This window comes from Streptomyces coffeae (genome assembly GCF_016741875.1).
GTDB lineage: Bacteria > Actinomycetota > Actinomycetes > Streptomycetales > Streptomycetaceae > Streptomyces > Streptomyces coffeae.
The window spans coordinates 87,344-110,748 of record NZ_JAERRF010000026.1 but is presented as its reverse complement, the minus strand read 5'-3'; the positions used below and the strand labels follow the sequence as shown (position 1 = coordinate 110,748).

General features: G+C 71.1%; 19 protein-coding genes. 7 read left to right on the top strand and 12 right to left on the bottom strand.

Annotated features, from left to right (window positions below):
• Window positions 1–11 precede the first annotated feature (11 nt).
• The 3 genes from JK363_RS32395 to JK363_RS32385 all read right to left on the bottom strand — a co-directional run bounded on the left by JK363_RS32395 (window position 12) and on the right by JK363_RS32385 (window position 5,869).
• Window positions 12–1,472, bottom strand: a complete 1,461-nt coding sequence (locus JK363_RS32395; RefSeq protein WP_201880799.1) for an aldehyde dehydrogenase family protein — start codon at window positions 1,470–1,472, stop codon at window positions 12–14.
• Window positions 1,473–1,630: 158 nt separating this feature from the next.
• Complete coding sequence (locus tag JK363_RS32390) at window positions 1,631–3,397, bottom strand: PucR family transcriptional regulator (protein WP_201880797.1); 1,767 nt, start codon at window positions 3,395–3,397, stop codon at window positions 1,631–1,633.
• 213 nt (window positions 3,398–3,610) lie between these two features.
• Complete coding sequence (locus JK363_RS32385) at window positions 3,611–5,869, bottom strand: ATP-binding protein (RefSeq protein WP_201880794.1); 2,259 nt, start codon at window positions 5,867–5,869, stop codon at window positions 3,611–3,613.
• Between the two features lie 368 nt (window positions 5,870–6,237).
• Between JK363_RS32385 and gabT the strand changes: the two genes are divergently transcribed.
• Together gabT and JK363_RS44350 are read left to right on the top strand one after the other, a co-directional pair.
• A complete protein-coding gene (gabT, locus tag JK363_RS32380; RefSeq protein ID WP_201880792.1) occupies window positions 6,238–7,587 on the top strand; it encodes a 4-aminobutyrate--2-oxoglutarate transaminase in 1,350 nt (449 codons plus the stop codon).
• Between the two features lie 519 nt (window positions 7,588–8,106).
• Entirely contained in the window at window positions 8,107–8,604 is a 498-nt protein-coding gene (locus JK363_RS44350) for a phosphatase PAP2 family protein (RefSeq protein WP_307821952.1), read from the top strand.
• Window positions 8,605–8,699: 95 nt separating this feature from the next.
• On the opposite strand, the gene JK363_RS32370 is transcribed toward JK363_RS44350, so the two are convergent.
• The 7 genes from JK363_RS32370 to JK363_RS32340 all read right to left on the bottom strand — a co-directional run bounded on the left by JK363_RS32370 (window position 8,700) and on the right by JK363_RS32340 (window position 16,515).
• Complete coding sequence (locus tag JK363_RS32370) at window positions 8,700–10,148, bottom strand: NAD(P)/FAD-dependent oxidoreductase (protein ID WP_201880788.1); 1,449 nt, start codon at window positions 10,146–10,148, stop codon at window positions 8,700–8,702.
• Between the two features lie 6 nt (window positions 10,149–10,154).
• Window positions 10,155–10,949, bottom strand: a complete 795-nt coding sequence (locus JK363_RS32365; RefSeq protein WP_201880786.1) for an ABC transporter permease — start codon at window positions 10,947–10,949, stop codon at window positions 10,155–10,157.
• Complete coding sequence (locus JK363_RS32360; protein WP_201880783.1) at window positions 10,949–11,890, bottom strand: ABC transporter permease; 942 nt, start codon at window positions 11,888–11,890, stop codon at window positions 10,949–10,951. The genes JK363_RS32365 and JK363_RS32360 overlap by 1 nt, the downstream gene beginning before the upstream one ends.
• Window positions 11,887–13,050 carry an ABC transporter ATP-binding protein gene (locus JK363_RS32355; protein WP_201880781.1) on the bottom strand — a complete coding sequence of 388 codons (1,164 nt, stop codon included), beginning with the start codon at window positions 13,048–13,050 and terminating at the stop codon, window positions 11,887–11,889. The genes JK363_RS32360 and JK363_RS32355 overlap by 4 nt, the downstream gene beginning before the upstream one ends.
• A 19-nt stretch (window positions 13,051–13,069) precedes the next feature.
• Entirely contained in the window at window positions 13,070–14,320 is a 1,251-nt protein-coding gene (locus JK363_RS32350; protein ID WP_201880779.1) for a polyamine ABC transporter substrate-binding protein, read from the bottom strand.
• A gap of 69 nt (window positions 14,321–14,389) precedes the next feature.
• Window positions 14,390–15,910, bottom strand: a complete 1,521-nt coding sequence (locus tag JK363_RS32345) for a gamma-aminobutyraldehyde dehydrogenase (protein ID WP_201880777.1) — start codon at window positions 15,908–15,910, stop codon at window positions 14,390–14,392.
• Between the two features lie 170 nt (window positions 15,911–16,080).
• A complete protein-coding gene (locus tag JK363_RS32340) occupies window positions 16,081–16,515 on the bottom strand; it encodes a DUF4190 domain-containing protein (protein ID WP_201880775.1) in 435 nt (144 codons plus the stop codon).
• A 125-nt stretch (window positions 16,516–16,640) separates the two neighbouring features.
• Between JK363_RS32340 and ybiA the strand changes: the two genes are divergently transcribed.
• Window positions 16,641–17,288 carry a riboflavin biosynthesis intermediates N-glycosidase gene (gene ybiA, locus JK363_RS32335; protein WP_201880817.1) on the top strand — a complete coding sequence of 216 codons (648 nt, stop codon included), beginning with the start codon at window positions 16,641–16,643 and terminating at the stop codon, window positions 17,286–17,288.
• Here the strand turns inward: ybiA and JK363_RS32330 are convergent.
• Entirely contained in the window at window positions 17,213–18,025 is an 813-nt protein-coding gene (locus JK363_RS32330; protein ID WP_201880772.1) for a DUF4190 domain-containing protein, read from the bottom strand. The genes ybiA and JK363_RS32330 overlap by 76 nt on opposite strands.
• A gap of 111 nt (window positions 18,026–18,136) precedes the next feature.
• Here JK363_RS32330 and JK363_RS32325 point away from each other — a divergent pair, with 111 nt between their 5' ends.
• Both JK363_RS32325 and JK363_RS32320 read left to right on the top strand, forming a co-directional pair.
• Entirely contained in the window at window positions 18,137–19,159 is a 1,023-nt protein-coding gene (locus tag JK363_RS32325; RefSeq protein WP_201880770.1) for an adenosine deaminase, read from the top strand.
• Window positions 19,156–19,845, top strand: coding sequence for a glycerophosphodiester phosphodiesterase (locus JK363_RS32320; protein ID WP_201880768.1), 690 nt, complete (start codon window positions 19,156–19,158; stop codon window positions 19,843–19,845). Before JK363_RS32325 ends, JK363_RS32320 begins: the two co-directional genes overlap by 4 nt.
• 85 nt (window positions 19,846–19,930) lie before the next feature.
• Here the strand turns inward: JK363_RS32320 and JK363_RS32315 are convergent, their stop codons facing one another.
• Window positions 19,931–21,385, bottom strand: a complete 1,455-nt coding sequence (locus tag JK363_RS32315; RefSeq protein WP_201880766.1) for a gamma-aminobutyraldehyde dehydrogenase — start codon at window positions 21,383–21,385, stop codon at window positions 19,931–19,933.
• Between the two features lie 181 nt (window positions 21,386–21,566).
• On the opposite strand from JK363_RS32315, the gene JK363_RS32310 reads away from it, so the two are divergent.
• Window positions 21,567–22,040 (top strand): Lrp/AsnC family transcriptional regulator, encoded by a 474-nt coding sequence (locus JK363_RS32310; RefSeq protein ID WP_201880764.1) that lies wholly within the window; start codon window positions 21,567–21,569, stop codon window positions 22,038–22,040.
• A gap of 2 nt (window positions 22,041–22,042) precedes the next feature.
• Complete coding sequence (locus JK363_RS32305; RefSeq protein ID WP_201880762.1) at window positions 22,043–23,404, top strand: aspartate aminotransferase family protein; 1,362 nt, start codon at window positions 22,043–22,045, stop codon at window positions 23,402–23,404.
• Window position 23,405: the final 1 nt, after the last annotated feature.

Genomic DNA, 23,405 nt, shown 5'->3' with positions numbered 1-23,405 from the left:
TTCCGGCTGGTCTACAGGCCGAGGCCGGTGAGGACCATGACCCGCTCGTAGGTGTAGTCCTCCATCGCGAAGCGCACGCCCTCGCGGCCGACACCGGACCGCTTGGCGCCGCCGTACGGCATCTGGTCGGCGCGGTAGGAGGGCACATCGCCGATGATCACGCCACCGACCTCCAGCGCGCGGTGGGCGCGGAAGGCCGTCTGGACGTCACGGGTGAACACACCCGCCTGGAGGCCGTACTTGGACGCGTTGACGGCCGCGTACGCCGCCTCCTCGCCCTCGGCCCTCTGGACGGTCAGAACGGGGCCGAAGACCTCCTCGCGGGCGATCGTGACATCCGCCGGGACGTCCGCGAGCACCGTCGGGGCGTAAGCGGCGCCGTCGCGCTTGCCGCCGGTCAGCAGCTGGGCACCGGCCTGGACGGCCTCGTCCACCCACTCCTCGACACGCCGCGCGGCGTCCTCGCTGACCAGCGGGCCGACATCGGTGGCGTCGTCGGTCGGGTCGCCGGTGACCTGGGCCTCGACCGCCGCGATGACCTTCGGCAGCAGCCGCTCGTAGACGGAGGCGTCCGCGATCACCCGCTGTACGGAGATGCAGGACTGGCCGCCCTGGTAGTTGGAGAAGGTGCCGATGCGGGTGGCGGCCCAGTCGAGGTCGGCCTCGGAGGCGTAGTCGCCGAGGACGACCGCGGCGCCGTTGCCGCCGAGCTCCAGCGTGCAGTGCTTGAGCGGCACCGACTCCTTGATGGCGTAGCCGACCTTGTCCGAGCCGGTGAAGGAGATGACCGGCAGCCGCTCGTCCTGGACCAGCGCGGGCATCCGGTCGTTGGGCACCGGCAGCACACTCCAGGAACCCGCCGGGAGCTCGGTCTCGGACAGCAGCTCACCCAGCACGATCGCGGAGAGCGGGGTCGCGGGCGCGGGCTTGAGGATGATCGGCGCGCCGACGGCGATGGCCGGGGCGACCTTGTGGGCGCACAGGTTCAGCGGGAAGTTGAACGGCGCGATGCCCAGCACGGTGCCGCGCGGGAAGCGCCGGGTCAGCGCCAGACGGCCCACGCCGCCCGCGTCGGTGTCCAGCCGCTGGGCCTCTCCGCCGTTGAACCGGCGGGCCTCCTCGGCGGCGAACCGGAAGACGGAGACGGCACGGCCGACCTCACCGCGCGCCCACTTCATGGGCTTGCCGTTCTCGTCGGAGATGAGCCGGGCGATCTCCTCGGTGCGCTCGGCGAGCCGCCGGGAGACATGGTCCAGCGCGGCGGCCCGGACATGGGCGGGCGTCGCGGCGAACTCGTCCCGGACGGCGTCGGCCGCGGCGACGGCCTCCTCGATCTGCGCCTCGGTGGGAACGCTCACCGCGCCGACGCGACGGCCGTCCCAGGGGGACGTGACCTCGAGCGTGCTCTCGCCCGTCGCCTTGCGGCCGGCGAGCCAGAACGCATGGGTGACAGCTTCGTTTGTCTCTGGCACGGCGGATCCCGACCCTTCTGAAGTGGTGGGGTGATGGTGCGGATGTCTCTGCCTCCCACCGTAGATCCGCGGGGCGCGCCGGGCGTTTGTCCGAGGCGTAGCAGTCGGCGGCGGGGGCGCTCCGCTATGGCGTGGCGGCGCGGGGCGGTCCGGAGTGGTCAGGGCGCGGTGGCGGGGGAGGTCGCCTTGAGGGCGAGCCACAGCTCCATACGGACATCCGGGTCGTCGAGGGAGCGGCCGAGGATCTCCTCGACCCGGCGCATGCGGTAGCGCAGGGTGTGCCGGTGGACGCCGAGGTCGGCGGCGGCCGCGTCCCACTGGCCGTGGCGGGAGAGCCAGGCGCGCAGGGAGGCGACGAGGTCGCCGCGGCCGGTGGCGTCGTGTTCGTGCAGGGCGCGCAGCATGCCGTCGGCGAAGGCCCGTACGGCGTCGTCGGCGAGCAGCGGCAGGACCGAGCCCGCGGCCACCTGCTCGTGCTCGACCAGCACCCGGCCGCGGCGGCGGGCCACCGACAGCGCCTGCTCCGCCTGGCGGTAGGCGGTCGCGGCGGCGATGGGACCCGCGGGCGCGGACAGCCCGATGACCAGGTCGTCGCCCGGGGTGGCGGCGGCGCGTTCGCGGGGGCGGGTGGCGGTGCCCCGGCGTTTCTCCATCGCCCCGGCGTGCTCCCCGCACACGGCGACGGCCGCGCCGCCGTCGGGGGCGAGCACGATCAGCCGTCCGCCGTCGGGCACGATGAGCACCGCCTCCCCGCTGCGGGCCGCGGCGGCCTCCATCGCGTCGGCGAGGGTGGCGAGGGGGGCGTCGGTGACCGGCTCGCCCGCGGCGGGGGCGGTGCCGGTGTCGGCGCGGTGCTCGGTGTCGTCCGCGGTGCCGACGGCGGCCGGACCGGTCGGCACGGCCCGGGAGCCGACGGTGGCGGCGGGGGACTTGGCGGAGCCGGACCCGGCACCGGTCGTGGCCTCGGCGACGAGCATCCGGAACGGTGCGTCGAGCAGACTCCCGTACAGCCGCCCGGCGACCGCCCGCGCATGATCGGGCTCGCCCGCCAGCAGCATCCGCAGCACGGCGTCGCCCAAGCGCTGCTCGGCCTCTTGGAGGGCGCGGGACCGCTCGGTGGTCAGGGTCAGCAGCGCCACGGCCGCGTGCACGGCGTAACGCTCGGCGGTGCCCAGCGGGGCGCCGGTGCCGACGGCGAGCACGCCCCGGGTACGGCGCCCGGTGCCCAGCGACTGGAGCTCCACCCGGTCCGAGACGGCCGCGTCGGACGCGGACTCCGCGCCGTCCCCGCCGACCACGACGCTGGCGGGGGCGGGCCGGGCGCGCAGCCGCTCCACATCGGCGGTGAGCCGGGCAGCGCGGCGGGCGGCCCAGTCGGGGGCGGCGGCGACCACGGAGCCGGAGGTGTCGTAGAGCGCCGCCCAGCCGTCGAGGTGGGAGGCGAGCCGGGCGAGCAGCGCGGCGGGGCCCTCGGCGCCGATGGCGGCGCGGGTCAGCTCGCGCTGTGCCTCGAACCCGGCGGTCACCGATCGGTACTGGTCGGCGGCTATCGCCGCGGAGACGGCCTTGCTGATGGCGATGAAGGGGGTGCGGCGCGGTACGGCGAGCAGCGGCAGCCCTTCCTCCTTGGCCGCGGCCACCAGCGCGGCCGGGACCTCGTCGTACTTGACGCCGACCGCGAAGCCGAGCCCGACGACACCCGCGCCGGCCAGCCGCCGCACATAGCGGCGCATCTCCTCCGGGTCCTCGGCCCGGAGCTGCATCGCGGTGATGAGGAGCAGTTCACCGCCGTCCATATAGGGCACGGGGTCGGCGAGCTCGCTGACATGGGCCCAGCGCACGGGTGTCTCCAGCCGGTCCTCGCCCGCGAGGACGGTCAGCTTGAGCGCGGTGTGGTGGACGAGAGAGGCGAGCGTGGGAGGCATGGCACCTTCGAAGCGAATGCGATGACTTCACCGCCCCGTATGAACGGCTACTGCCGATTCTGCCTCAATGGAGGAATCGGGGGAATCCGCGTCCGGAGTGCGGCGGGCGGGCCGCGGTGGCCCTTCGGGACGCGGTCGCACGCGGGGCTGGTACGGCGGTCGGCCCGCGCGGGAACCGACCGCCGGGAACCGACCGCCGGGGTCCGTGGGGCGTCACCCGCGGAGGTCCACCAGAACAGGAGGCCCGCCCTCGCCCCGTACGGAGGTCACGGACAGCACCGCGTGCCCGGCGGGGACGGAGTGCGCCAGCTCGGAGGCCGACCAGCGCTCGCGCTCCACCTTCCGCACGGTCACGGACTGGGTGGTCACGGCCTTGCCGGTGACCACCTTGCGGATGAAGTGCAGGACCTTGGTGAACGGCTCGTCGGAGATGATCTGCCGGTCGGTGATGTCCCGCGTCTCCACCCACTCCGTGCCCCACACCTCGGCGAACCGCGCCCCGTCCCAGGTCGTCACCCCGGCGTAGGCCATCCGGCAGCCGACGGCGCCGAGCAGCGCGCTGCGCAGCGCGTCGGGAACGTCGTCGAGGGTGCGGAGGGTGAGCACGGCACCGGCGTTGGCGGAGCGGAGCCGCTGGATGCCGCGCAGCGCCTCGGGAGTGATCGTGTGCGAGGCGTCGTCGAGGACGAGACAGGCGAAGAGCGAACGGTCGGCGCGGCCGACGGCGCACTCGGTGAACTGCGCGAGCACCAGCCGCGCGAGCATCCGGGACGCCTCGGCGTGACCGCGTTCGGGGAGGTCGATCCGGACCCGCAGCGGGTGTTCGAGGGCGCGCAGGGAGAACGGGCGGCGGTCGCCTGTGGTGTCGAAGAAGTCGGCGAAGGCGGGCCGGTCCAGCAGCGCGATCCGGTCGGCGAGCAGCGCGCCCGCGTCCCCGGGCGCCCCCGACTGACGTACCCGCGCCTCCAGCTCGCGCGCCTGGGCGCGCTCCCCGGCGGCGTCGAGCGCGTCGCGGAGCGCGCCGACGGCCGTCTTCGAACCGTCGAGCAGCTCACGCAGTTCGGGCACGGAGGGGAAGCGGCCGTGGGCGGCGCGGTAGGGGCCGAGCAGTTGGGCCAGTGCGGTGGCGGCCCGGCGGCTGTCGCCGCCCGGGAGCGAGGCGGCCATGTCGCCGATGAGGGCCTCGGCGAGGATGCCCGCAGCCTCGTCGGGGTCGGTGGTGCCGCCGTAGAGGTCGAGGTCGTAGGCGGAGTCGGGGCGGCCGATCTTCACGACCACGTCGAACGCCTCGTCTCCGCCGAGCCCCGCCCCCGCGGGACCGACGGCGACGACGGCGGTCTGCCCGGCAAGCGCCTGGAGGCACAGCGACTCCACGACCGGCCGCACCAGCCGCCCGGTCTTCCCCGCACCGGGCGGCCCGACGGCGAGCAGCGAGGTGCCGAGGACATCGGGGTCGAGGGCGAGGCCGACACCGCGGTGGTGGTAGGGATTGCGGGGGTCCTCGGGGGCGGTGCCGATGCGGACCTGACGGGCGAGGAGATCGTGGTGCGCTGTGCGCGCGGGCAGGTCGCGGGCACCGGAGGGGTGACCGTGGGCGGCGGCGCCGTGGCGCAGCAGGGTGTCGGTGAAGGCGGCGAGCGAGTTCCTCCCGGCCCGCACGGCCTGCCAGGCGCGCTCGATCCGGGCGTGGTCGACGTCGTTCATCGCCCCGGCCCGCGCCTCAGCCGCCAGCCGATCAGCCGCACTGTGCGCCCCGGCGGCCCGCAACTGCGGCCATTCGGCCGGGTCGGTCTCGGGGTGGGCGGGGGCCTGGGCGGCGGCGCCGTTCGGCTGGGTGGTGGGGTCGTCCCAGGCGCGGTGGAAGGGGGGGGCGAGGTAGCGGCGGAAGACTTCGCCCCAGTGGCCGACGCGGCTGAAGATGGCGGCAATAACCAGGAACCACAACGTCTCATACGCGTTGGCGATCAGCACCATCGCCTCTTTGTCGCCGTCCGAATTGAACCATTCCTTCGCCCTGAGTAGTTTCAGAGGCCACAGCCAGTACGCTCCGAGATAGCCGTCCGTGATGAGCGCCCACAACAGCCACGTGCAAAGAAGTGCGACCAACGCGCCACTGAGAAGTCGGCGCCCGGGAATCCGATCGGGATCCTCCGGAGGCTTGGGCTTGTGCTCGTACGTCCAAACGCCGGGCCCGGCCTCGGGGCGAGGGGCGCGCAGCCACGTGAGGAAGGACGGGCGTGCGGGGGCGCCCGGGACCGCGCCGGGCGGCACCGGCGGCGGGCCTGCGGGGCGGCTCACGGGCGGAGCGGGCGGATACGACGGCGGTGCCTGGCCCGGGGGCGGCGGGGCCGGCTGGCCTCCCCGGGGCGGGGTGGTGGGAGCTGCGGGATAGGGGGGTGGGGGCGGGGAGGCGGGGGGTGGCACCGCATCGCGCCGCATACCGCGTGAATCGAACGTGCCCTCGGTGTCCATGTGCTGCCCCTTGCCCCCTGACCGGCTGTGCCTGTGCTGATGCGCACCGCTCAATCTAGTGTTCCCGCCCGGGGAGTTCAGTGACCTGGGCGGCACGGCCCCTCCCGAGCCCAGCTCCGGCCCCCGGCGGAACCCCCGCCGCTATGGCCGCCGCGGACAACGCAACACGCACACTGCTACCGAACGGAACATGCCTGATCCACTCCCGCGCGCCTAGCCTGCGAAGAAGCGACCGATCTGCCTTGACCGACCTGTGTTCGTTCCAGGCATGTGAAGCATGAAGCGTTTCCGACATCCGATAGTCGAGACATCGTCGAGTAGTCGAGACATCCCAGACCCCCGACCCTCCTCCCCCTCTGGAGCACCTCATGACCGCACTGTCCGGAGGCCCGTCCCTCCCCCAGGAGCGCCGCGTCGTCACCGCGATCCCCGGCCCGAAGTCCCAGGAGCTGCTCGCCCGCAAGACCGCGGCGGTCGCCGACGGGGTCGGCAATGTGCTGCCGGTCTTCACCGTGCGCGCGGGTGGCGGGGTACTCGAGGACGTGGACGGGAACTCGCTCATCGACTTCGGCTCCGGTATCGCCGTGACCTCGGTCGGCTCCAGCGCGGAGGCCGTCGTACGCCGGGCGTCGGCGCAGCTGGCCGACTTCACCCACACCTGTTTCATGGTCACGCCCTACGAGGGCTATGTGGAGGTCTGTGAGGAGCTGGCCGAGCTCACTCCCGGCGACCACGCCAAGAAGTCGGCGCTGTTCAACTCCGGCGCCGAGGCGGTGGAAAACGCGGTGAAGATCGCCCGCGCCTACACCAAGCGCCAGGCGGTCGTCGTCTTCGACCACGGCTACCACGGCCGCACCAACCTCACCATGGCGCTCACGGCCAAGAACATGCCGTACAAGCATGGGTTCGGGCCGTTCGCGCCCGAGGTCTACCGCGTTCCGCTCGCCTACCCCTACCGCTGGCTGACCGGTGCGGAGAACTGCGCCGAGGAGGCCGCGGCGCAGGCCATCGACATGATCAGCAAGCAGGTCGGGGCCGAGAACGTGGCCGCGATCGTCATCGAGCCGATCGCGGGCGAGGGCGGCTTCATCGAGCCCGCCAAGGGCTTCCTGCCCAGGATCCAGGAGTTCGCCCGCACCAACGGCATCGTCTTCGTCGCCGATGAGATCCAGACCGGCTTCTGCCGCACCGGCCAGTGGTTCGCCTGCGAGGACGAGGGCATCGTCCCGGACCTGATCACCACCGCCAAGGGCATCGCGGGCGGTCTGCCGCTCGCCGCCGTCACCGGCCGCGCCGAGATCATGGACGCGGCGCACGCCGGCGGTCTGGGCGGCACCTACGGTGGCAACCCGGTGGCGTGCGCCGCCGCGCTCGGCTCGATCGAGACCATGCGCGAACTGGACCTCAACGCCAAGGCCCAGCGCATCGAAGAGGTCATGAAGGGCCGCCTCTCCGCGATGCAGGAGAAGTACGACATCATCGGCGACCTCCGCGGCCGCGGCGCGATGATCGCGATCGAACTGGTGAAGTCCGGCACCAAGGACCCCAACCCCGAGGCGACCTCCGCCCTCGCCAAGGCGTGCCACTCCGCCGGTCTGGTGGTTCTGACCTGCGGAACCTACGGAAATGTGCTGCGTTTCCTGCCCCCGCTGGTGATCGGCGAGGAGCTGCTCAACGAGGGTCTGGACATCATCGAGAGCGCCTTCGCCGAACTGTGACCGTAGGTGATCGACGGGCGGCGTGAAGAAGATGTGCGGGGCCGATGACAGGTGGGTGATCGGCCTGTCGGGCGGGGCTCCGCTGCCGTACGGTCATTCCAGATGAGAGAAACACCCCGCTCGCAGGGGACTGCGGGCGACGCCGAGCCGGTGCTTCCCCAGCCCCGACCCGGCTGTGCCCTCGCGCACGACACTGGAGCCTCTGGCTCCGGATCTCCTCACCGATCGGATGGCCGCCCGCCCCAAACCCCCCGGGGCGCGCGGCACACCGGTCGCCACGGCGGCCCCGGAACCACCCCCCCTGTTCCGGGGCCACCGACTGTTTCTCCCCTTTCCTCCCTTTCCTCCCTCTCTCGCTTCCTCCCCGCCACGCCGCTCGTCCTTCTTGCGCTGTGCACCTGGCAGATCGCCTCCCACGGTCCGCTGCGCTCCCTGGATGAGCGGCTCGGCCGGGCGATCGCCGGATCCGCCGTCCCCTCCCCCGTCGCCGGGTTCCTCGCGGACCTCGGCAATACGGCGGTGGCGCTCCCGGTGCTCGGCGCCGCCCTCATCCTGGCCCTGTGGCGCGCCCGGCGTACCGGAACGGCCCGTTGGTGGCTCCCGGCGCTCGCCGCCGGGGTGGCGATGGCGGCGGTCCCGGCGCTGGTGGTTCCGTTCAAGGCGCTGCTCGGCCGCCCGGGGCCGCCCGGACCGCTGGCGGACGAGACCGGTTTCTTCCCCTCCGGGCATGCCGCGACGGCCGCCGTCGCCTACGGTGCCGCGGCGCTGTTGCTGTGTCCGCGTCCGGGGCGGTGGCCGCGGCGCACCCTTCTCACCGCCGTCGCCCTCCTCAACGTCGGCGTGGGGGTGGGGCTGGTGCGCCGCTCGTACCACTGGCCACTCGATGTGGTCGCGAGCTGGTTGCTGACCGGATGTCTGCTGTGGGCGGTGGTACGTCTGAGCCGGTCGGCCCCGGTCGACGAGTCCTCGGAAGCCGCGCCGGCTTCCTCCAACGCCCCGACGCCCGCCGGGAGCTGACACCACGAGGACGGGGCCCAACGAGGACGGGGCCGGGGCCCGGTGGACACCTGCCACCGCAACCCCGGCCCCGCACCAGCGCCGAAGCCCGGACCTCAGCTGTCGAAGCCCAGCCCCATCTTGTCCATCGCCTTCAGCCACAGATTCCGGCGGCCGCCGTTCTCATCCGCCCGGGTCATCGACCACTGCGTGATCCCGATACCCGCCCAGCGCACCGGCTCCGGCGGGAACGGCAGCGGCTTGCTGCGCACCATCTCCAGCCGGGTGCGCTCAGTGGGCTCGCCGTCGAGCACATCGAGCATCACCTCCGCGCCGAAGCGGGTCGCCCCGACGCCGAGGCCGGTGTAGCCGAGGGCGTAGGCCACCCGTCCGCCGTGCGCGCTGCCGAAGAACGCGGAGAAGCGCGAGCAGGTGTCGATCGCGCCGCCCCAGGCGTGGCTGAAACGCAGGCCCTCCAACTGCGGGAAGCAGCGGAAGAAGTGCTCGGCGAGGGTGCGGTAGGTGGCCGGGTGATGGTCGTACTCGGCGCGCACCCGGCCGCCGTAGCGGTAGATGATGTCGTAGCCGCCCCACAGGATGCGGTTGTCGGCGGTGATACGGAAGTAGTGGAAGTGGTTGTTGGTGTCGCTCAGCCCCTGCCGCCGCTTCCAGCCGATCGCGTCGAGCTGTTCCCCGGTCAGCGGCTCGGTCATCAGCGCGTGGTCGTAGACGGGCACGACATACGGGCGGACCCGTCGCACCAGCGAAGGGAAGGCATTGGTGGCGAGCGCCACCTGACGGGCCCGCACCCGGCCGTACGGGGTGCGGACGGCCATCGCCGCCCCGGCGCTCGTCAGCCGCTCGGCCGGGGTGTGCTCGTAGATCCGTACGCCCAGTTCGGCGCAGGCGCGCTTCAGGCCCCAGGCCAGCTTGGCGGGGTGCACCATCGCCACGCCCTTGCGGTCCCACAGCCCGGCGAGGAAGGTCGGTGAGTCGATCTCGGCGCGCAGCGCGTCCCGGTCGAGGAACTCCTGCTCCCCGACACCGAGCCGGGCGGCCAGTTCGGCGGCCTCGCGCAGCTCCTCGATCTGGTGGGGCTCGGTGGCCACGTCGATCTCGCCGGTGCGCTCGAAGTCGCAGTCGATGCCGTAGCGGGCGACGGCGGCCTCGATCTCGTCGAGGTTCCGGTGGCCGAGCCGTTCGAGTTCGGCCTGTTCACCGGGCCAGCGGGCCAGGCCGTTGCCGAGGCCGTGGGTGAGCGAGGCGGCGCAGAAGCCGCCGTTGCGTCCGGAGGCGGCCCAGCCGACCTCCTGGCCCTCGAGCAGCACCACATCGCGGTCGGGGTCGCGCTCCTTGGCGATCAGGGCGGTCCACAGTCCGCTGTAGCCGCCTCCGATGACCAGCAGATCGCACTGCTCGTCACCGACGAGGGCGGGACGCGCACGGGGCCGGCCGGGATCCTCCAGCCAGAACGGGGTGTACGCGGCGTCCGCCAGGGATTCCAGGGCGGACGTCGGTCCGGGGGTGCTGCCCCCGGTAGAGCGCGTCATGGCGTCCGAGGCCATGGTTTCTCAGCTCCTCTTGCGGCGGGTACCGGCCAGTTGGCCGGCCAGGACGCACAGCACCGCGATGGCGAACATCGCCGTCCCGATCACATTGATCTGAACCGGGGTGCCGCGCTGCGCGGATCCCCACACGAACATGGGGAAGGTCACGGTCGATCCGGCGTTGAAGTTGGTGATGATGAAGTCGTCGAAGGAGAGCGCGAAGGACAACAGCGCACCGGCGGCGATGCCGGGGGCGGCGATCGGCAGGGTGACGCGCAGGAAGGTCTGCGCCGGGGAGGCGTAGAGGTCCTGGGCGGCCTGTTCCAGCCGCGGGTCCATGCTCATCACACGTGCCTTGACGGCCGTCACGACGAAGCTCAGACAGAACATGATGTGGGCGATGAGGATCGTCCAGAAGCCGAAGTCCACGCCCATGTTGAGGAAGAGGGTCGCCAGCGAGGCGGCCATGACGACCTCGGGCATGGCCATCGGCAGGAAGATCAGGCTGTTGACGGCCGGGCGGGCCCGGAAGCGGTAGCGGGCCAGCGCGAAGGCGATCATCGTGCCCAGGACCGTGGCGCCGATGGTCGCCCACAGCGCGATCTTCAGGCTCAGTGAGAGCGAGCCGCACAGGTCGGCGACGCCACAGGGGTCGGCCCACGCCTCGGTGGAGAACCGCTGCCATTCGTAGTTGAAGCGGCCGTTGGGCTTGTTGAAGGAGAAGACCAGGACGACGACGTTGGGCAGGATCAGATACGCGAGCGTGCCGAGCCCCGCGAAGACGACCAGGTTCCGCCGTATCCAGCGTGTCAGAGCCATCAGACCAGATCCTCCGTCCCGGACCTGCGGATATAGACGGTGACCATCGCGAGGATCGCCGCCATGAGGATGAAGGACAGCGCGGCGGCCGTCGGGTAGTCGAGTACCCGCAGGAACTGCGACTGGATGACATTGCCGACCATCTTCTGGTCGGTGGAGCCCAGCAGCTCGGCGTTGATGTAGTCGCCCGCGGCCGGGATGAAGGTGAGCAGGGTGCCCGCGACCACGCCCGGCATCGACAGCGGGAAGGTCACCTTGCGGAAGGTGGTGAAGGGCTTGGCGTACAGGTCCCCGGCCGCCTCGTGCAGCCTGCCGTCGATGCGCTCCAGGGAGCTGTAGAGCGGCAGGATCATGAAGGGCAGGAAGTTGTACGTCAGACCGCAGACCACGGCCAGCGGGGTGGCCAGCAGCCGTTCACCGTCGGTGAGCCCGAGCTGACTGGTGACGTCCAGGATGTGCAGGGAGTTCAGCACGCCGACCACCGGACCGCTGTCGGACAGGATGGTCTTCCAGGCCAGGGTGCGGATCAGGAAGCTGGTGAAGAACGGCGCGATCACCAGGATCATCACCAGGTTGCGCCAGCGGCCCGCGCGGAACGCGATCAGGTACGCGAGCGGATAGCCGAGCAGCAGGCACAGCACGGTGGCGGTCGCCGCGTACATCACCGAGCGCAGGAACTGCGGGTAGTACTCGGTCAGCGCGTCCCAGTAGGTCTGGAAGTGCCAGGTGACCTTGAAGCCCTCTTCGAGGGAGCCGGTCTGGACCGAGGTGGACGCCTGGTAGACCAGCGGTGCCGCGAAGAAGATCACCAGCCACAGGATGCCGGGGAGCAGCAGCCAGTAGGGGACCATCTTCTTGCGGCGCGCGGCTTTACGGAGACCCGCCGGGGCTGCCGGCGGCGGGGCCGGAGGTGCCGTCTCGGCGGCGGTGGTCGCGCTCACGCCGCCTCCTCGTCCAGTTCTGTGCCCGCGTCGATGTCCTGAGCGGCGTCCAGGCCGAAGGTGTGCGCCGGGTTCCAGTGCAGAACGACCTCGGCGCCGGGGACCAGCCGCGGATCGCGCTCGATGTTCTGCTCGTAGACGGCGATCTCGGGGCAGTCCGGGGTCTGCACCACGTACTGGGTGGAGACCCCGATGAAACTGGAGTCCGCGATCTTGCCGGTGATCCGGTTGCGTCCGTCGGCGACGGTGCCGGCGTCGTCGGCGTGGGTGAGGGAGATCTTCTCCGGGCGCACTCCGACGAGCACCTTGCCGCCGGTGCGCACGGGGACGCTGCACCGGGCCGCGGACAGCGCGAGCTTGCCGCCCGCGGTGGTCAGCACCAGGTCGCCGTCGCTCTTGTCGCTGATCTCGGCCTCGATGAGGTTGGAGGTGCCGAGGAAGTTGGCGACGAAGGTGGTGGCGGGGTTCTCGTAGAGCTCGGCGGGGGCGCCCAGCTGCTCGACCCGGCCGCCGTTCATCACCGCGACCGTGTCGGCCATGGTCATGGCCTCCTCCTGGTCGTGGGTGACATGGACGAAGGTGATGCCCACCTCGGTCTGGATGCGCTTGAGTTCGAGCTGCATCTGACGGCGCAGCTTGAGGTCGAGCGCGCCCAGTGGCTCGTCGAGGAGCAGCACCCTGGGGTGGTTGATCAGGGCGCGGGCGAGGGCGACGCGCTGCTGCTGGCCGCCGGAGAGCTGCTGGGGCCTGCGGCGGGCGAAGTCGCCGAGCTGGACCAGGTCCAGCATCTCGTCGACCTGCTTCTTCACCGATTTGATCCCGCGTCTGCGCAGACCGAAGGCGACGTTCTCGTAGATGTCGAGGTGCGGGAAGAGCGCGTAGCTCTGGAAGACGGTGTTGACCGGCCGCTTGTGCGGCGGCAGGGCGGTGACGTCGTTCCCGGCGAGCCGTACGCTGCCGGTTGTGGGGTCCTCCAGCCCCGCGATCATGCGCAGGGTGGTGGTCTTGCCGCATCCGGAGGCGCCGAGCAGGGCGAAGAAGGAACCGGCGGGTATCTCCAGATCGAGCGGGTGGACGGCCGTGAAGGATCCGTAGGTCTTGCTGAGCCCGGTCAGACGGACGTCGCCGCCGGCGGCCGGGGTGGCACTGGGGTCGATCATGGGTGGCTTCCCTCGTCTGTCAGGCGCCGGTGAGCTTGGCGAACTTTTCCTCGAAGGCTGTCTCTTCCTTGCTCGACAGTGAGCGGAAGGCATGTGACTTGGCGGTCATCTCCTCGTCGGGGATGATCAGGGGGTTGTCCGCCAGGTCCTTGTCGATCTTCGCGAGCTCTTCGCGGACTCCGTCGACCGGACATACGTAGTTGATGTAGGCGGCGACCTTCGCGGCGACCTTGGGCTCGTAGTAGTAGTCGATGAGCCGCTCGGCGTTTTTCTTGTGGCGCGCCTTGTTCGGGATCAGCAGGTTGTCGGTGGAGGTCATATAGCCCGCGTCCGGGATGGCGAACTCCACCTGGGGCTTGTCCAGTTGCAGCTGGACCAGGTCGCCCGCCCAGGCCACGCACGCCGCCAGGTCGCCATTGCCGAGGTCACCGGTGTACTCACCGCCGGTGAACCGGCGGATCTGCCCCCGGTCGACGGCCTTCTGGATCCGGGCGATGGCGGCGTCGTAGTCGTCGGCGGTGACGTTCTCCGGCCGCTTGCCCATGTCGAGCAGGGTCAGCCCGACGGTGTCGCGCATCTCGGTCAGCATGCCGACCCGGCCCTTGAGCTTCGGGTCCTCCAGGAGCTGCGAGATGGAGGTGATCTTGCGGCCGCCGGTGGCCTTCTTGTTGTACGCGATGACGGCGGGGATGCCCGTCCAGGTGTAGGAGTAGGCGCGGCCCGGGTCCCAGTCGGGGCTGCGGAAGCCCTCCGCCAGATTGGCGTAGGCGTGCGGCAGGTTGGCCGCGTCCAGCTTCTGCATCCAGCCGAGCTTGATCATGCGGGCGGCCAGCCAGTCGGTGACGCAGATGAGGTCACGGCCGGTGCTCTGGCCCGCCGCCAGCTGCGGTTTGACCTTCCCGAAGAACTCCACGTTGTCGTTGATGTCCTCGGTGTACTTCACCGCGATACCGGTGCGCCGCTGGAACTCCTCCAGCGTGGGGTGGTGCCTCTTGTCCTCGCTGATGTCCATGTACTCCGCCCAGTTGGAGAAGTTGACCTTCTTCTCCTCGTCGGAGTGGTCATCCGAGGCGTTGTCCACCCCGGAGCGCCCCGCGGGCGGGATGCCGCAGCCGCTCAGCGCCCCGAGCCCGCCGAGGGCGAACGCCCCGGCGCCGCCCGCGCGCAGCAGGCCGCGGCGGGTCAGCGCCATCCGGCCGCTGGTCATACTGCGGCGGATCGCGGCGATCTGCGGCGGGGACAGGCTCTCGGGCTCGTGGGTTGGTTCCATGACGCTGTGCCTTTCGAGGGTGTCGGCCGGCCCCGGCCGGCCGAGGGCCACACGCGGTGGCCGCACGAATCAGGTCTGCCGGTCCCCGAAGACCGTGCGGTGCCAGTCCTTGCGGACCTCGGCCGTGTTGTCGAACATCACATGCTTGACCTGCGTGTACTCATCGAAGGAGTACGCCGACATGTCCTTGCCGTAGCCGGAGGCGCGCATCCCGCCGTGCGGCATCTCACTGATGATCGGGATGTGATCGTTGATCCACACACATCCGGCCTTGATCTCGCGGGTGGCGCGGTTCGTCCGGTAGACATCGCGGCTCCAGGCGGAGGCGGCGAGGCCGTAGGGGGTGTCGTTGGCCAGCGCCAGGCCCTCGTCGTCGCTGTCGAAGGGCAGGACGACCAGGACCGGACCGAAGATCTCGGACTGGACGATCTCGCTGTCCTGGGCGGCGCCGGTGATGAGGGTGGGCCGGTAGTAGGCGCCCTTGGCGAGATCGCCGCCGGGGGCCTCACCGCCGGTGACGACGGTGGCGTAGCCGCGCGCCCGCTCGACGAAGCCCGCGACGCGGTCGCGTTGGGTGTGCGAGATGAGGGGGCCGAGGTCGGTCTGCGGGTCGAAGGGGTCGCCGAGGCGTACGGACGCCATCAGATCGGCGACGGCGGCCACGAACGCGTCGTACAGCGGGCGCTGGACATACGCGCGGGTGGCGGCGGTGCAGTCCTGGCCGGTGTTGATCAGGGCGCCCGCGACGGCGCCGTGGGCGGCGGCCTCGACGTCCGCGTCGTCGAAGACGACGAAGGGCGCCTTGCCGCCGAGTTCGAGGTGGAGCCGCTTGACGGTGGCGGTGGCCAGTTCGGCCACCCGCTTGCCGACCGCGGTCGAGCCGGTGAAGGAGGTCATGGCCACGCCGGGGTGGCCGACCAGCCGTTCACCGGCCTCCAGGCCGGTGCCGGTCACGATGTTGACGACGCCGTCCGGGATGCCCGCCTCGGTGGCCGCCTGCGCGAACATCAGCGAGGTCAGGGGGGTGAGTTCGGCGGGCTTGAGAACGATCGTGTTGCCCGCGGCGATCGCCGGGAGGACCTTCCACGCCGCCATCTGGAGCGGATAGTTCCAGGGGGCGATGGAGCCGACGACGCCGATGGGCTCACGGCGGACGTACGAGGTGTGGTCACCGCTGTACTCGGCCGCCGCCTTGCCCTCCAGATGGCGGGCGGCGCCCGCGAAGAAGGCGGTGTTGTCGATGCTGCCGGGGACATCGAACTCGGTGCTGAGCTTGATCGGCTTACCGCACTGCAACGACTCGGCGTAGGCGAGTTCCCCGGCCCGCTCGCCGAGCGCGGCGGCGAACCGGTGCATGGCGTCCGAGCGCTCACCAGGGGTGGCGCCCGCCCATTCGGGGAAAGCGGCCTCCGCCGCCGCCACGGCGTCGTCGACGTCGGCCGGACCGGCGAGCCGGTAGGTGTACACCTGCTCGCCGGTGGCCGGGTCGACGACCGCATGTATGCGTTCCGAGCCGCCTGTGCGCAGTCGGCCCGCGATGTACTGCGCACCCTGGGCGAACCGCTCCGTCACATCGAACCGCTGATCCATCGCGATGCTCTCCTCCGCCAGTGGCCCCAGAAGGCCATGGCGTCGCTCCAACCGGAATTGAAGGCCGATCCTGACAGAGGACCTTCTCTTCAACAAGGGATTCCGTTGTTGCTTTTTAGTTTCGCGACGGATTCGGTGATCGGATAGGGCCGGAGGTCACCGATTCCGGGCTAGAACACGGAGTCGATGGCGGCGTCCAGCGCGGCGAGGTAGATGGCCGGGATGACCATGCCGATGATGCCGCAGACCAGCCCGGCGGTCGCCGAGCCCCCGTTGGCCGCCTCGCCCCGGCTGACCTTGCCCTTGCCGATGGCGCCGAAGATGATCGCGAGGATGCCGAGGATGACCGCGAAGACCCACAGGAAGTAGGTGATTCCGCAGACCAGGCCGACGATGCCGCAGACCAGCGCGGCGGTGCCCATACCGTTGCTCTGCTGCATGGGCATCCCGGTCTGCCCCGGGTAGACCGGCGGCGCGGCCGGGTAGCCGCCGCCTCCGGCGGGGTACTGCGGCGGGGGCGGGGGCTGGTACCCCTGCTGGGGCGCGGAGTAGGGCTGGTTGGGGTCGTACGGGCCCTGCTGCGGGCCCGGAGTGCTGGTGGACATCGATGGTCTCCCCTCCTGGTGAATATCGGCCATATGTTATGGGCATGACGCACACCCGGTCAGCCGACCGGCACGACCCGCGGTGCCCGGATGTGCTGTCGGTGGCGGATGCGAGAATCCCCGGCATGGTGACGAACGGGGTGACGGGGCGGGCACCGGCGGACGGCGGCCCCCGGTCCGTCGAGGAGTTGGCGCGGCTCACCGCGCGCGGCGAGCGGGTGAAGTACGTCTGGTTCTGGGGCCACCGGCCGCGGCGGGAGGGCGGCGTGGGCCCGGGGGGCTTCAGCCAGTGGTGGCCGTCGCCGTTCACCGTGGACGGTGTCACCTACGCCACCGCCGAACACTGGATGATGGCCGGGAAGGCCCGGCTGTTCGGGGATCCCGACGCCGAGCGGCGGGCGCTGGAGGCGGGCCACCCCAAGCAGGCCAAGGACGCGGGCCGCTCGGTGCGCGGGTTCGACGAGGCGGTCTGGCGGGAGCATCGCTTCCGGCTCGTGGTCGAGGGCAGTGTGCACAAGTTCGGGCAGCATCCTGGCTTGCGCGACTATCTGCTGGGCACCGGGTCGCGGGTGCTGGTCGAGGCGAGCCCGGTGGACCGGGTGTGGGGCATCGGGCTCGCGGCGGACGACGAGCGGGCGGCGGACCCGGCCCGCTGGCGCGGGCTGAATCTGCTGGGCTTCGCGCTGATGGAGGCGCGTCAGCGGCTCATACCGGCCACGGAGAGCGGGGACCCGGCGGACGGCAGCACCAGCACCGCCGCGGTGTCGTCGTAGGGGTCGTAGGGATCGTCGTCGTCCTCGTCCGCGGCGATGTAGACGAAGACCATCACCACGCTCGCCACGACGGCGATCACGCCGAGGATCAGCCCGGCGAGGGCCATCCCGCCGTTGGTCGCCTCCCCGGTGGCCGCCTTGGTGCGGCCGAGCGCGCCGAAGACGATCGCGAGCACCCCGAGGATGACGCTCAGCACGATGCTGAAGAACAGGGCCGCGCCGATGATGCCGAGCACCAGGGCGGCCGTCCCGTTGCCGTTGTTCGGCAGGTAACCGGCGCCCGGCGGGTACGGACCTGCCGGGCCCGGGTGACCCATGCCCGGGTGGCCGTAGCCGGGCACCCCGTACGGTGCGGGCTGGCCGTAGGACGGTGCGCCCGCGTACGGGGTCGCCTGGGCGCCGTATCCGGCCGCGCCGTACGGCCCGCCCGGGTAGGCACTGGGGGTGCCGGGGCCGGTCGGGGCGGGCGGCGGCGGAGGCACCGCGCCCGGCGGGGTCGCCGAGGGCGGAGCGCCGGGCGGCTGCTGCTGCGGCGGCAGGGGCGGCAGTCCCGGGGCGGAGGTGACCGTCGGCTGATCGGCCACCGAAGGCGGCGGCACCGGCTTGTCCAGCGGCACCCGCTGCGCGGGCGGAGCCCATGGGTCGCGGTCGCGCGGCTCCGGCTGCCGGGGCCGCCCGGACTCCGGCGGCCCTCCCGTCCCGTCCTGCGGGCTGGGCTGGTCGTGCTGCTCGGCCATGGATCTCCCCCCTGCGATGTCCGCCCATGCTACGGCCTGTACAAGCCCTCCCGGGCCGCCCCCTTACGATGACCGGAGTCCGCCACAGACAGCCGTCTCCCGGAGGTTTCGTTGACCGATCTCAGCACGTTCATCGCCGGATTGCCCAAGGCGGAACTCCATGTCCACCACGTCGGATCGGCGTCCCCGCGCATCGTGGCCGAACTCGCCGCCCGCCACCCGGACTCCAGGGTGCCAAACGATCCCCAGGCGCTGGCCGACTACTTCGTCTTCCGGGACTTCGCCCACTTCATCGAGGTCTATCTCGCCGTGGTGGACCTGATCCGGGACGCCGACGACGTACGGCTGCTCACCTACGAGATCGCCCGTGACATGGCGCGGCAGCACATCCGCTACGCCGAGCTGACCGTGACCCCCTTCAGCTCCACCAGCCGCGGCATCCCGGACACCGCCTTCGTCGAGGCCATCGAGGACGCCCGCAAGAGCGCCGAGGCCGACTTCGGCACCGTGCTGCGCTGGTGCTTCGACATCCCCGGCGAGGCCGGTCTGGCGGCCGCCGAGGAGACCGCGCGGATCGCCTGCGAGCTGCTTCCCGAGGGGCTGGTCAGCTTCGGTCTCGGCGGCCCGGAGATAGGTGTGCCGCGGCCCCAGTTCAAGCCGTACTTCGACCGCGCGATCGCCGCCGGGCTGCACAGCGTGCCGCACGCGGGCGAGACCACCGGACCGCAGACGATCTGGGACGCCCTCACCGAGCTGCGCGCCGAGCGCATCGGCCACGGCACCAGCGCCGTGCAGGACCCCAAGCTGCTCGCCCACCTCGCCGAGCACCGCATTCCGCTGGAGGTGTGTCCGACCTCCAACATCGCCACGCGCGCGGTCGCCACGCTCGACGAGCACCCGATCCGGCAGATGGTCGAGGCCGGGGTGCTGGTCACGATCAACAGCGACGACCCGCCGATGTTCAGCACCGACCTCAACACCGAGTACGCGGTGGCCGCCCGGCTGCTCGGCCTCGACGCGGCCGGGGTCGCGGCCCTCGCCAAGAACGCGGTCGCGGCGTCCTTCCTGGACGCCGAGGGCAAGGCGCGGCTCAGCGCGGAGATCGACGCCTACACGGCGGTCGCGGGCCGATGACCGCGGCGGGCGCGGTGTGTGTCCCGGTCGGCCACCGCGGCGATCCGTACGTCCACCGGGAGAACACCCTGGCGTCGGTCCGCTCCGCGGTCGACGCCGGGGCGGGCGCCGTGGAGATCGACGTACGGCTCACCCGCGACGGAGTGCCGGTCCTGCTCCACGACGCCACCCTCAAGCGGCTGTGGGGCCATGACCGCCCGCTGTCCGGGCTGACCGCCGACGAGGTGCGGGAGCTGACCGGCGGCGGGGTGCCGACCCTGCGCGAGGCCCTTGCCTCGGCCGACTCGGCCCGGCTGCTCATCGACCTGCCCGACGCGGCGGCCGCCCCGGCCGCCGTCGACGCGGTGCGCGCGAGCGGGGCGGACGGCCGGGTGTACTACTGCGGCGCGCTCGCCGCCCTGCGCACCGTCCGCCGCACCGACCCGGACGCCGAGATCGCGCTGACCTGGACGACGCTGGCGCCGCCCCGCCCGGAGCTGCTGACCGTCCTGCGACCCCGGTGGGTCAACTACCGCTTCGGGCTGGTGTCCCAGGAGCTGGTGGCCCGCAACCACACCGACGGACTGCTGGTCTCGGCCTGGACCGCCGACACCCGCCGTTCGATGTCCCGGCTGCTGCGCGCGGGCGTCGACGCGATCACCACCAATCGCGTCGGCGCCCTGTGCGCCCTGCTCGGCCGCCGCTGAGGTCCGCCGCCAGCCGGCGTCCCGCACACGGCGAAGGGGCACGGACGCGGTGTGCGCGTCCGTGCCCCTTCCGGGTTCCGCGGGATCAGCCGTCCAGCGACGTCATCACGTGCTTGATCCGGGTGTAGTCCTCGAACCCGTAGGCCGACAGGTCCTTGCCGTAGCCGGACTTCTTGAAGCCGCCGTGCGGCATCTCGGCGACCAGCGGGATGTGGGTGTTGATCCACACACAGCCGAAGTCCAGGGCCTTGGACATCCGCATCGCCCGCGCGTGGTCCTTGGTCCACACCGACGACGCGAGCGCGTAGTCCACGCCGTTGGCGTAGGAGACGGCCTGGGCCTCGTCCGAGAAGGACTGGACGGTGATGACCGGGCCGAAGACCTCACGCTGGATGATCTCGTCGTCCTGCTTGAGCCCGGAGACCACGGTCGGCGCGTAGAAGTAGCCCTTCTCGCCGACCCGGTGACCGCCCGCCTCGACCTTGGCATGCGCGGGCAGCCGGTCGATGAAGCCGCTGACCTGGGTCAGCTGGTTGGCGTTGTTGAGCGGGCCGTAGAGCACGTCCTCGTCGTCCGGGGCACCGGTCTTGGTCTCGGCCGCGGCCTTGGCCAGGGCGCTCACGAACTCGTCGTGGATGGACTCGTGGACCAGCACCCGGGTGGCCGCCGTGCAGTCCTGACCGGCGTTGAAGAAGCCCGCGACGGAGATGTCCTCGACCGCCTTGGCGATGTCGCTGTCCTCGAAGACCACGACGGGCGCCTTGCCGCCGAGCTCCAGGTGGACCCGCTTGAGGTCCTTCGACGCGCTCTCGGCGACCTGCATACCGGCCCGTACCGACCCGGTGATGGACGCCATGGCGGGCACGGAGTGCTCGACCATCAGCCGTCCGGTCTCGCGGTCACCGCAGATGACGTTGAAGACACCCTGCGGATGGCCCAGTTCCGCCAGCACCCCGCCGATGATCTCGGCGATCAGCACGGTGGAGGCGGGGGTGGTGTCCGAGGGCTTGATGACGACCGTGTTGCCCGCCGCGAGCGCCGGGGCGAACTTCCACACGGCCATCATCATCGGGTAGTTCCAGGGCGCGACCTGCGCGCACACCCCGATCGGCTCCCGCCGGATGATCGAGGTCAGTCCGTCCATGTACTCACCGGCCGAGCGGCCCTCGAGCATCCGGGCCGCGCCCGCGAAGAAGCGGATCTGGTCGATCATCGGCGGGACCTCCTCGTCCCGCGTGAGACCGATCGGCTTGCCGGTGTTCTCGGACTCGGCGGCGATCAGCTCCTCCGCCCGCGCCTCGAAGGCGTCGGCGATCTTCAGCAGCGCCTTCTGCCGCTCGCCGGGCACGAGGTCGCGCCAGGCGGGGAAGGCAGCCTCGGCGGCTGCCATCGCCGCGTCCACGTCCGCCGTTCCGGAGAGCGGAGCCGTGGCGTACGGATCGCCCGTGGCCGGGTTGACCACCTCCGTGGTCCGCCCGTCCGCGGCGTCCCGGAACTCTCCGTCGATGTAGTTGCGCAGACGACGCAGTTCGGTGGTCACGTTGCCACCCCTCCTAGTCAGCTGTCTTGCTGGGTGAGACCTCCACCCTAATCTGCCCGACGACGTTTTCGACATACCCGCCACACCCGAACAACGGAATCAGTGATCTGAAGGCGCCTGAACGACGAAATTCATCGATTGAGGGTTGCGGGACAGCCGACCCTCGTGCACAGTGAGGTGCGTGGCCACACCTGACAAGAACGGCACGCCGTCGATCGACTCCGTTTCCCTGGCGATCATTGAGCAGCTCCAGGAGGACGGTCGCCGGCCGTACGCCGCCATCGGAAAGGCCGTGGGCCTGTCCGAGGCGGCCGTGCGGCAGCGCGTGCAGAAGCTGCTCGACCAGGGCGTGATGCAGATCGTCGCCGTCACCGATCCTCTCACCGTGGGGTTCCGGCGCCAGGCGATGGTCGGCATCAACGTCAATGGTGACCTCGACCCGGTCGCGGACGCGCTGACCGCCATGGACGAGGTCGAGTACGTGGTCGTCACCGCCGGCTCCTTCGATCTCCTCATCGAGATCGTCTGCGAGGACGACGATCACCTCCTCGACACGATCAACAAGCGGATCCGCACGCTGCCCGGCGTGCGCTCCACCGAGAGCTTTGTCTACCTCAAGCTCCGGAAGCAGACCTACACCTGGGGAACGAGATAGCTATGAGCGCCGACCTCTCCAAGACGGCGTACGACCACCTGTGGATGCACTTCACCCGCATGTCGTCGTACGAGAACTCCCCCGTGCCCACGATCGTGCGCGGTGAAGGCACGTACATCTACGACGACAAGGGCAAGCGATACATCGACGGCCTCGCCGGGCTGTTCGTGGTCAACGCGGGCCACGGCCGTATCGAGCTCGCGGAGACCGCGTACAAGCAGGCTCAGGAGCTCGCCTTCTTCCCGGTGTGGAGCTACGCCCACCCCAAGGCCGTCGAACTCGCCGAGCGGCTCGCCGGCCACGCCCCCGGCGACCTCAACAAGGTCTTCTTCACCACCGGCGGCGGTGAGGCGGTCGAGACCGCCTGGAAGCTGGCCAAGCAGTACTTCAAGCTCACCGGCAAGCCCACCAAGTACAAGGTGATATCCCGGGCGGTCGCCTACCACGGCACCCCCCAGGGCGCGCTGTCCATCACCGGACTGCCCGGGCTGAAGGCCCCGTTCGAGCCGCTGGTCCCCGGTGCGCACAAGGTGCCCAACACCAACATCTACCGGGCGCCGATCCACGGTGACGACCCGGAGGCGTTCGGCCGCTGGTGCGCCGACCAGATCGAGCAGCAGATCCTCTTCGAGGGTCCGGAGACGGTCGCCGCGGTCTTCCTGGAGCCGGTGCAGAACGCGGGCGGCTGCTTCCCGCCGCCGCCCGGGTACTTCCAGCGGGTCCGCGAGATCTGCGACCAGTACGACGTGCTGCTGGTCTCGGACGAGGTCATCTGCGCCTTCGGACGGCTGGGCACCACCTTCGCCTGCGACAAGTTCGGCTACGTCCCGGACATGATCACCTGCGCCAAGGGCATGACCTCGGGCTACTCCCCGATCGGCGCGTGCATCGTCTCCGACCGGCTCGCCGAGCCCTTCTACCGGGGCGACAACACCTTCCTGCACGGCTACACCTTCGGCGGCCACCCGGTCTCGGCCGCGGTCGGCGTCGCCAACCTCGACATCTTCGAGCGGGAGGGCCTCAACCAGCATGTGCTGGACAACGAGGGCGCGTTCCGGTCCACCCTGGAGCGGCTGCACGATCTGCCGATCGTGGGCGATGTCCGGGGGAACGGTTTCTTCTACGGCATCGAGCTGGTGAAGGACAAGGCCACCAAGGAGTCCTTCAACGACGAGGAGACGGAGCGCATCCTCTACGGGTTCCTCTCCAAGGCGCTGTTCGAGAACGGTCTGTACTGCCGGGCCGACGACCGCGGCGACCCGGTCGTGCAGCTCGCCCCGCCGCTGGTCGCCGACCAGGCAGTGTTCGACGAGATCGAGCAGGTACTGCGCGGGGTGCTGACGGAGGCGTGGACCAAGCTCTGAG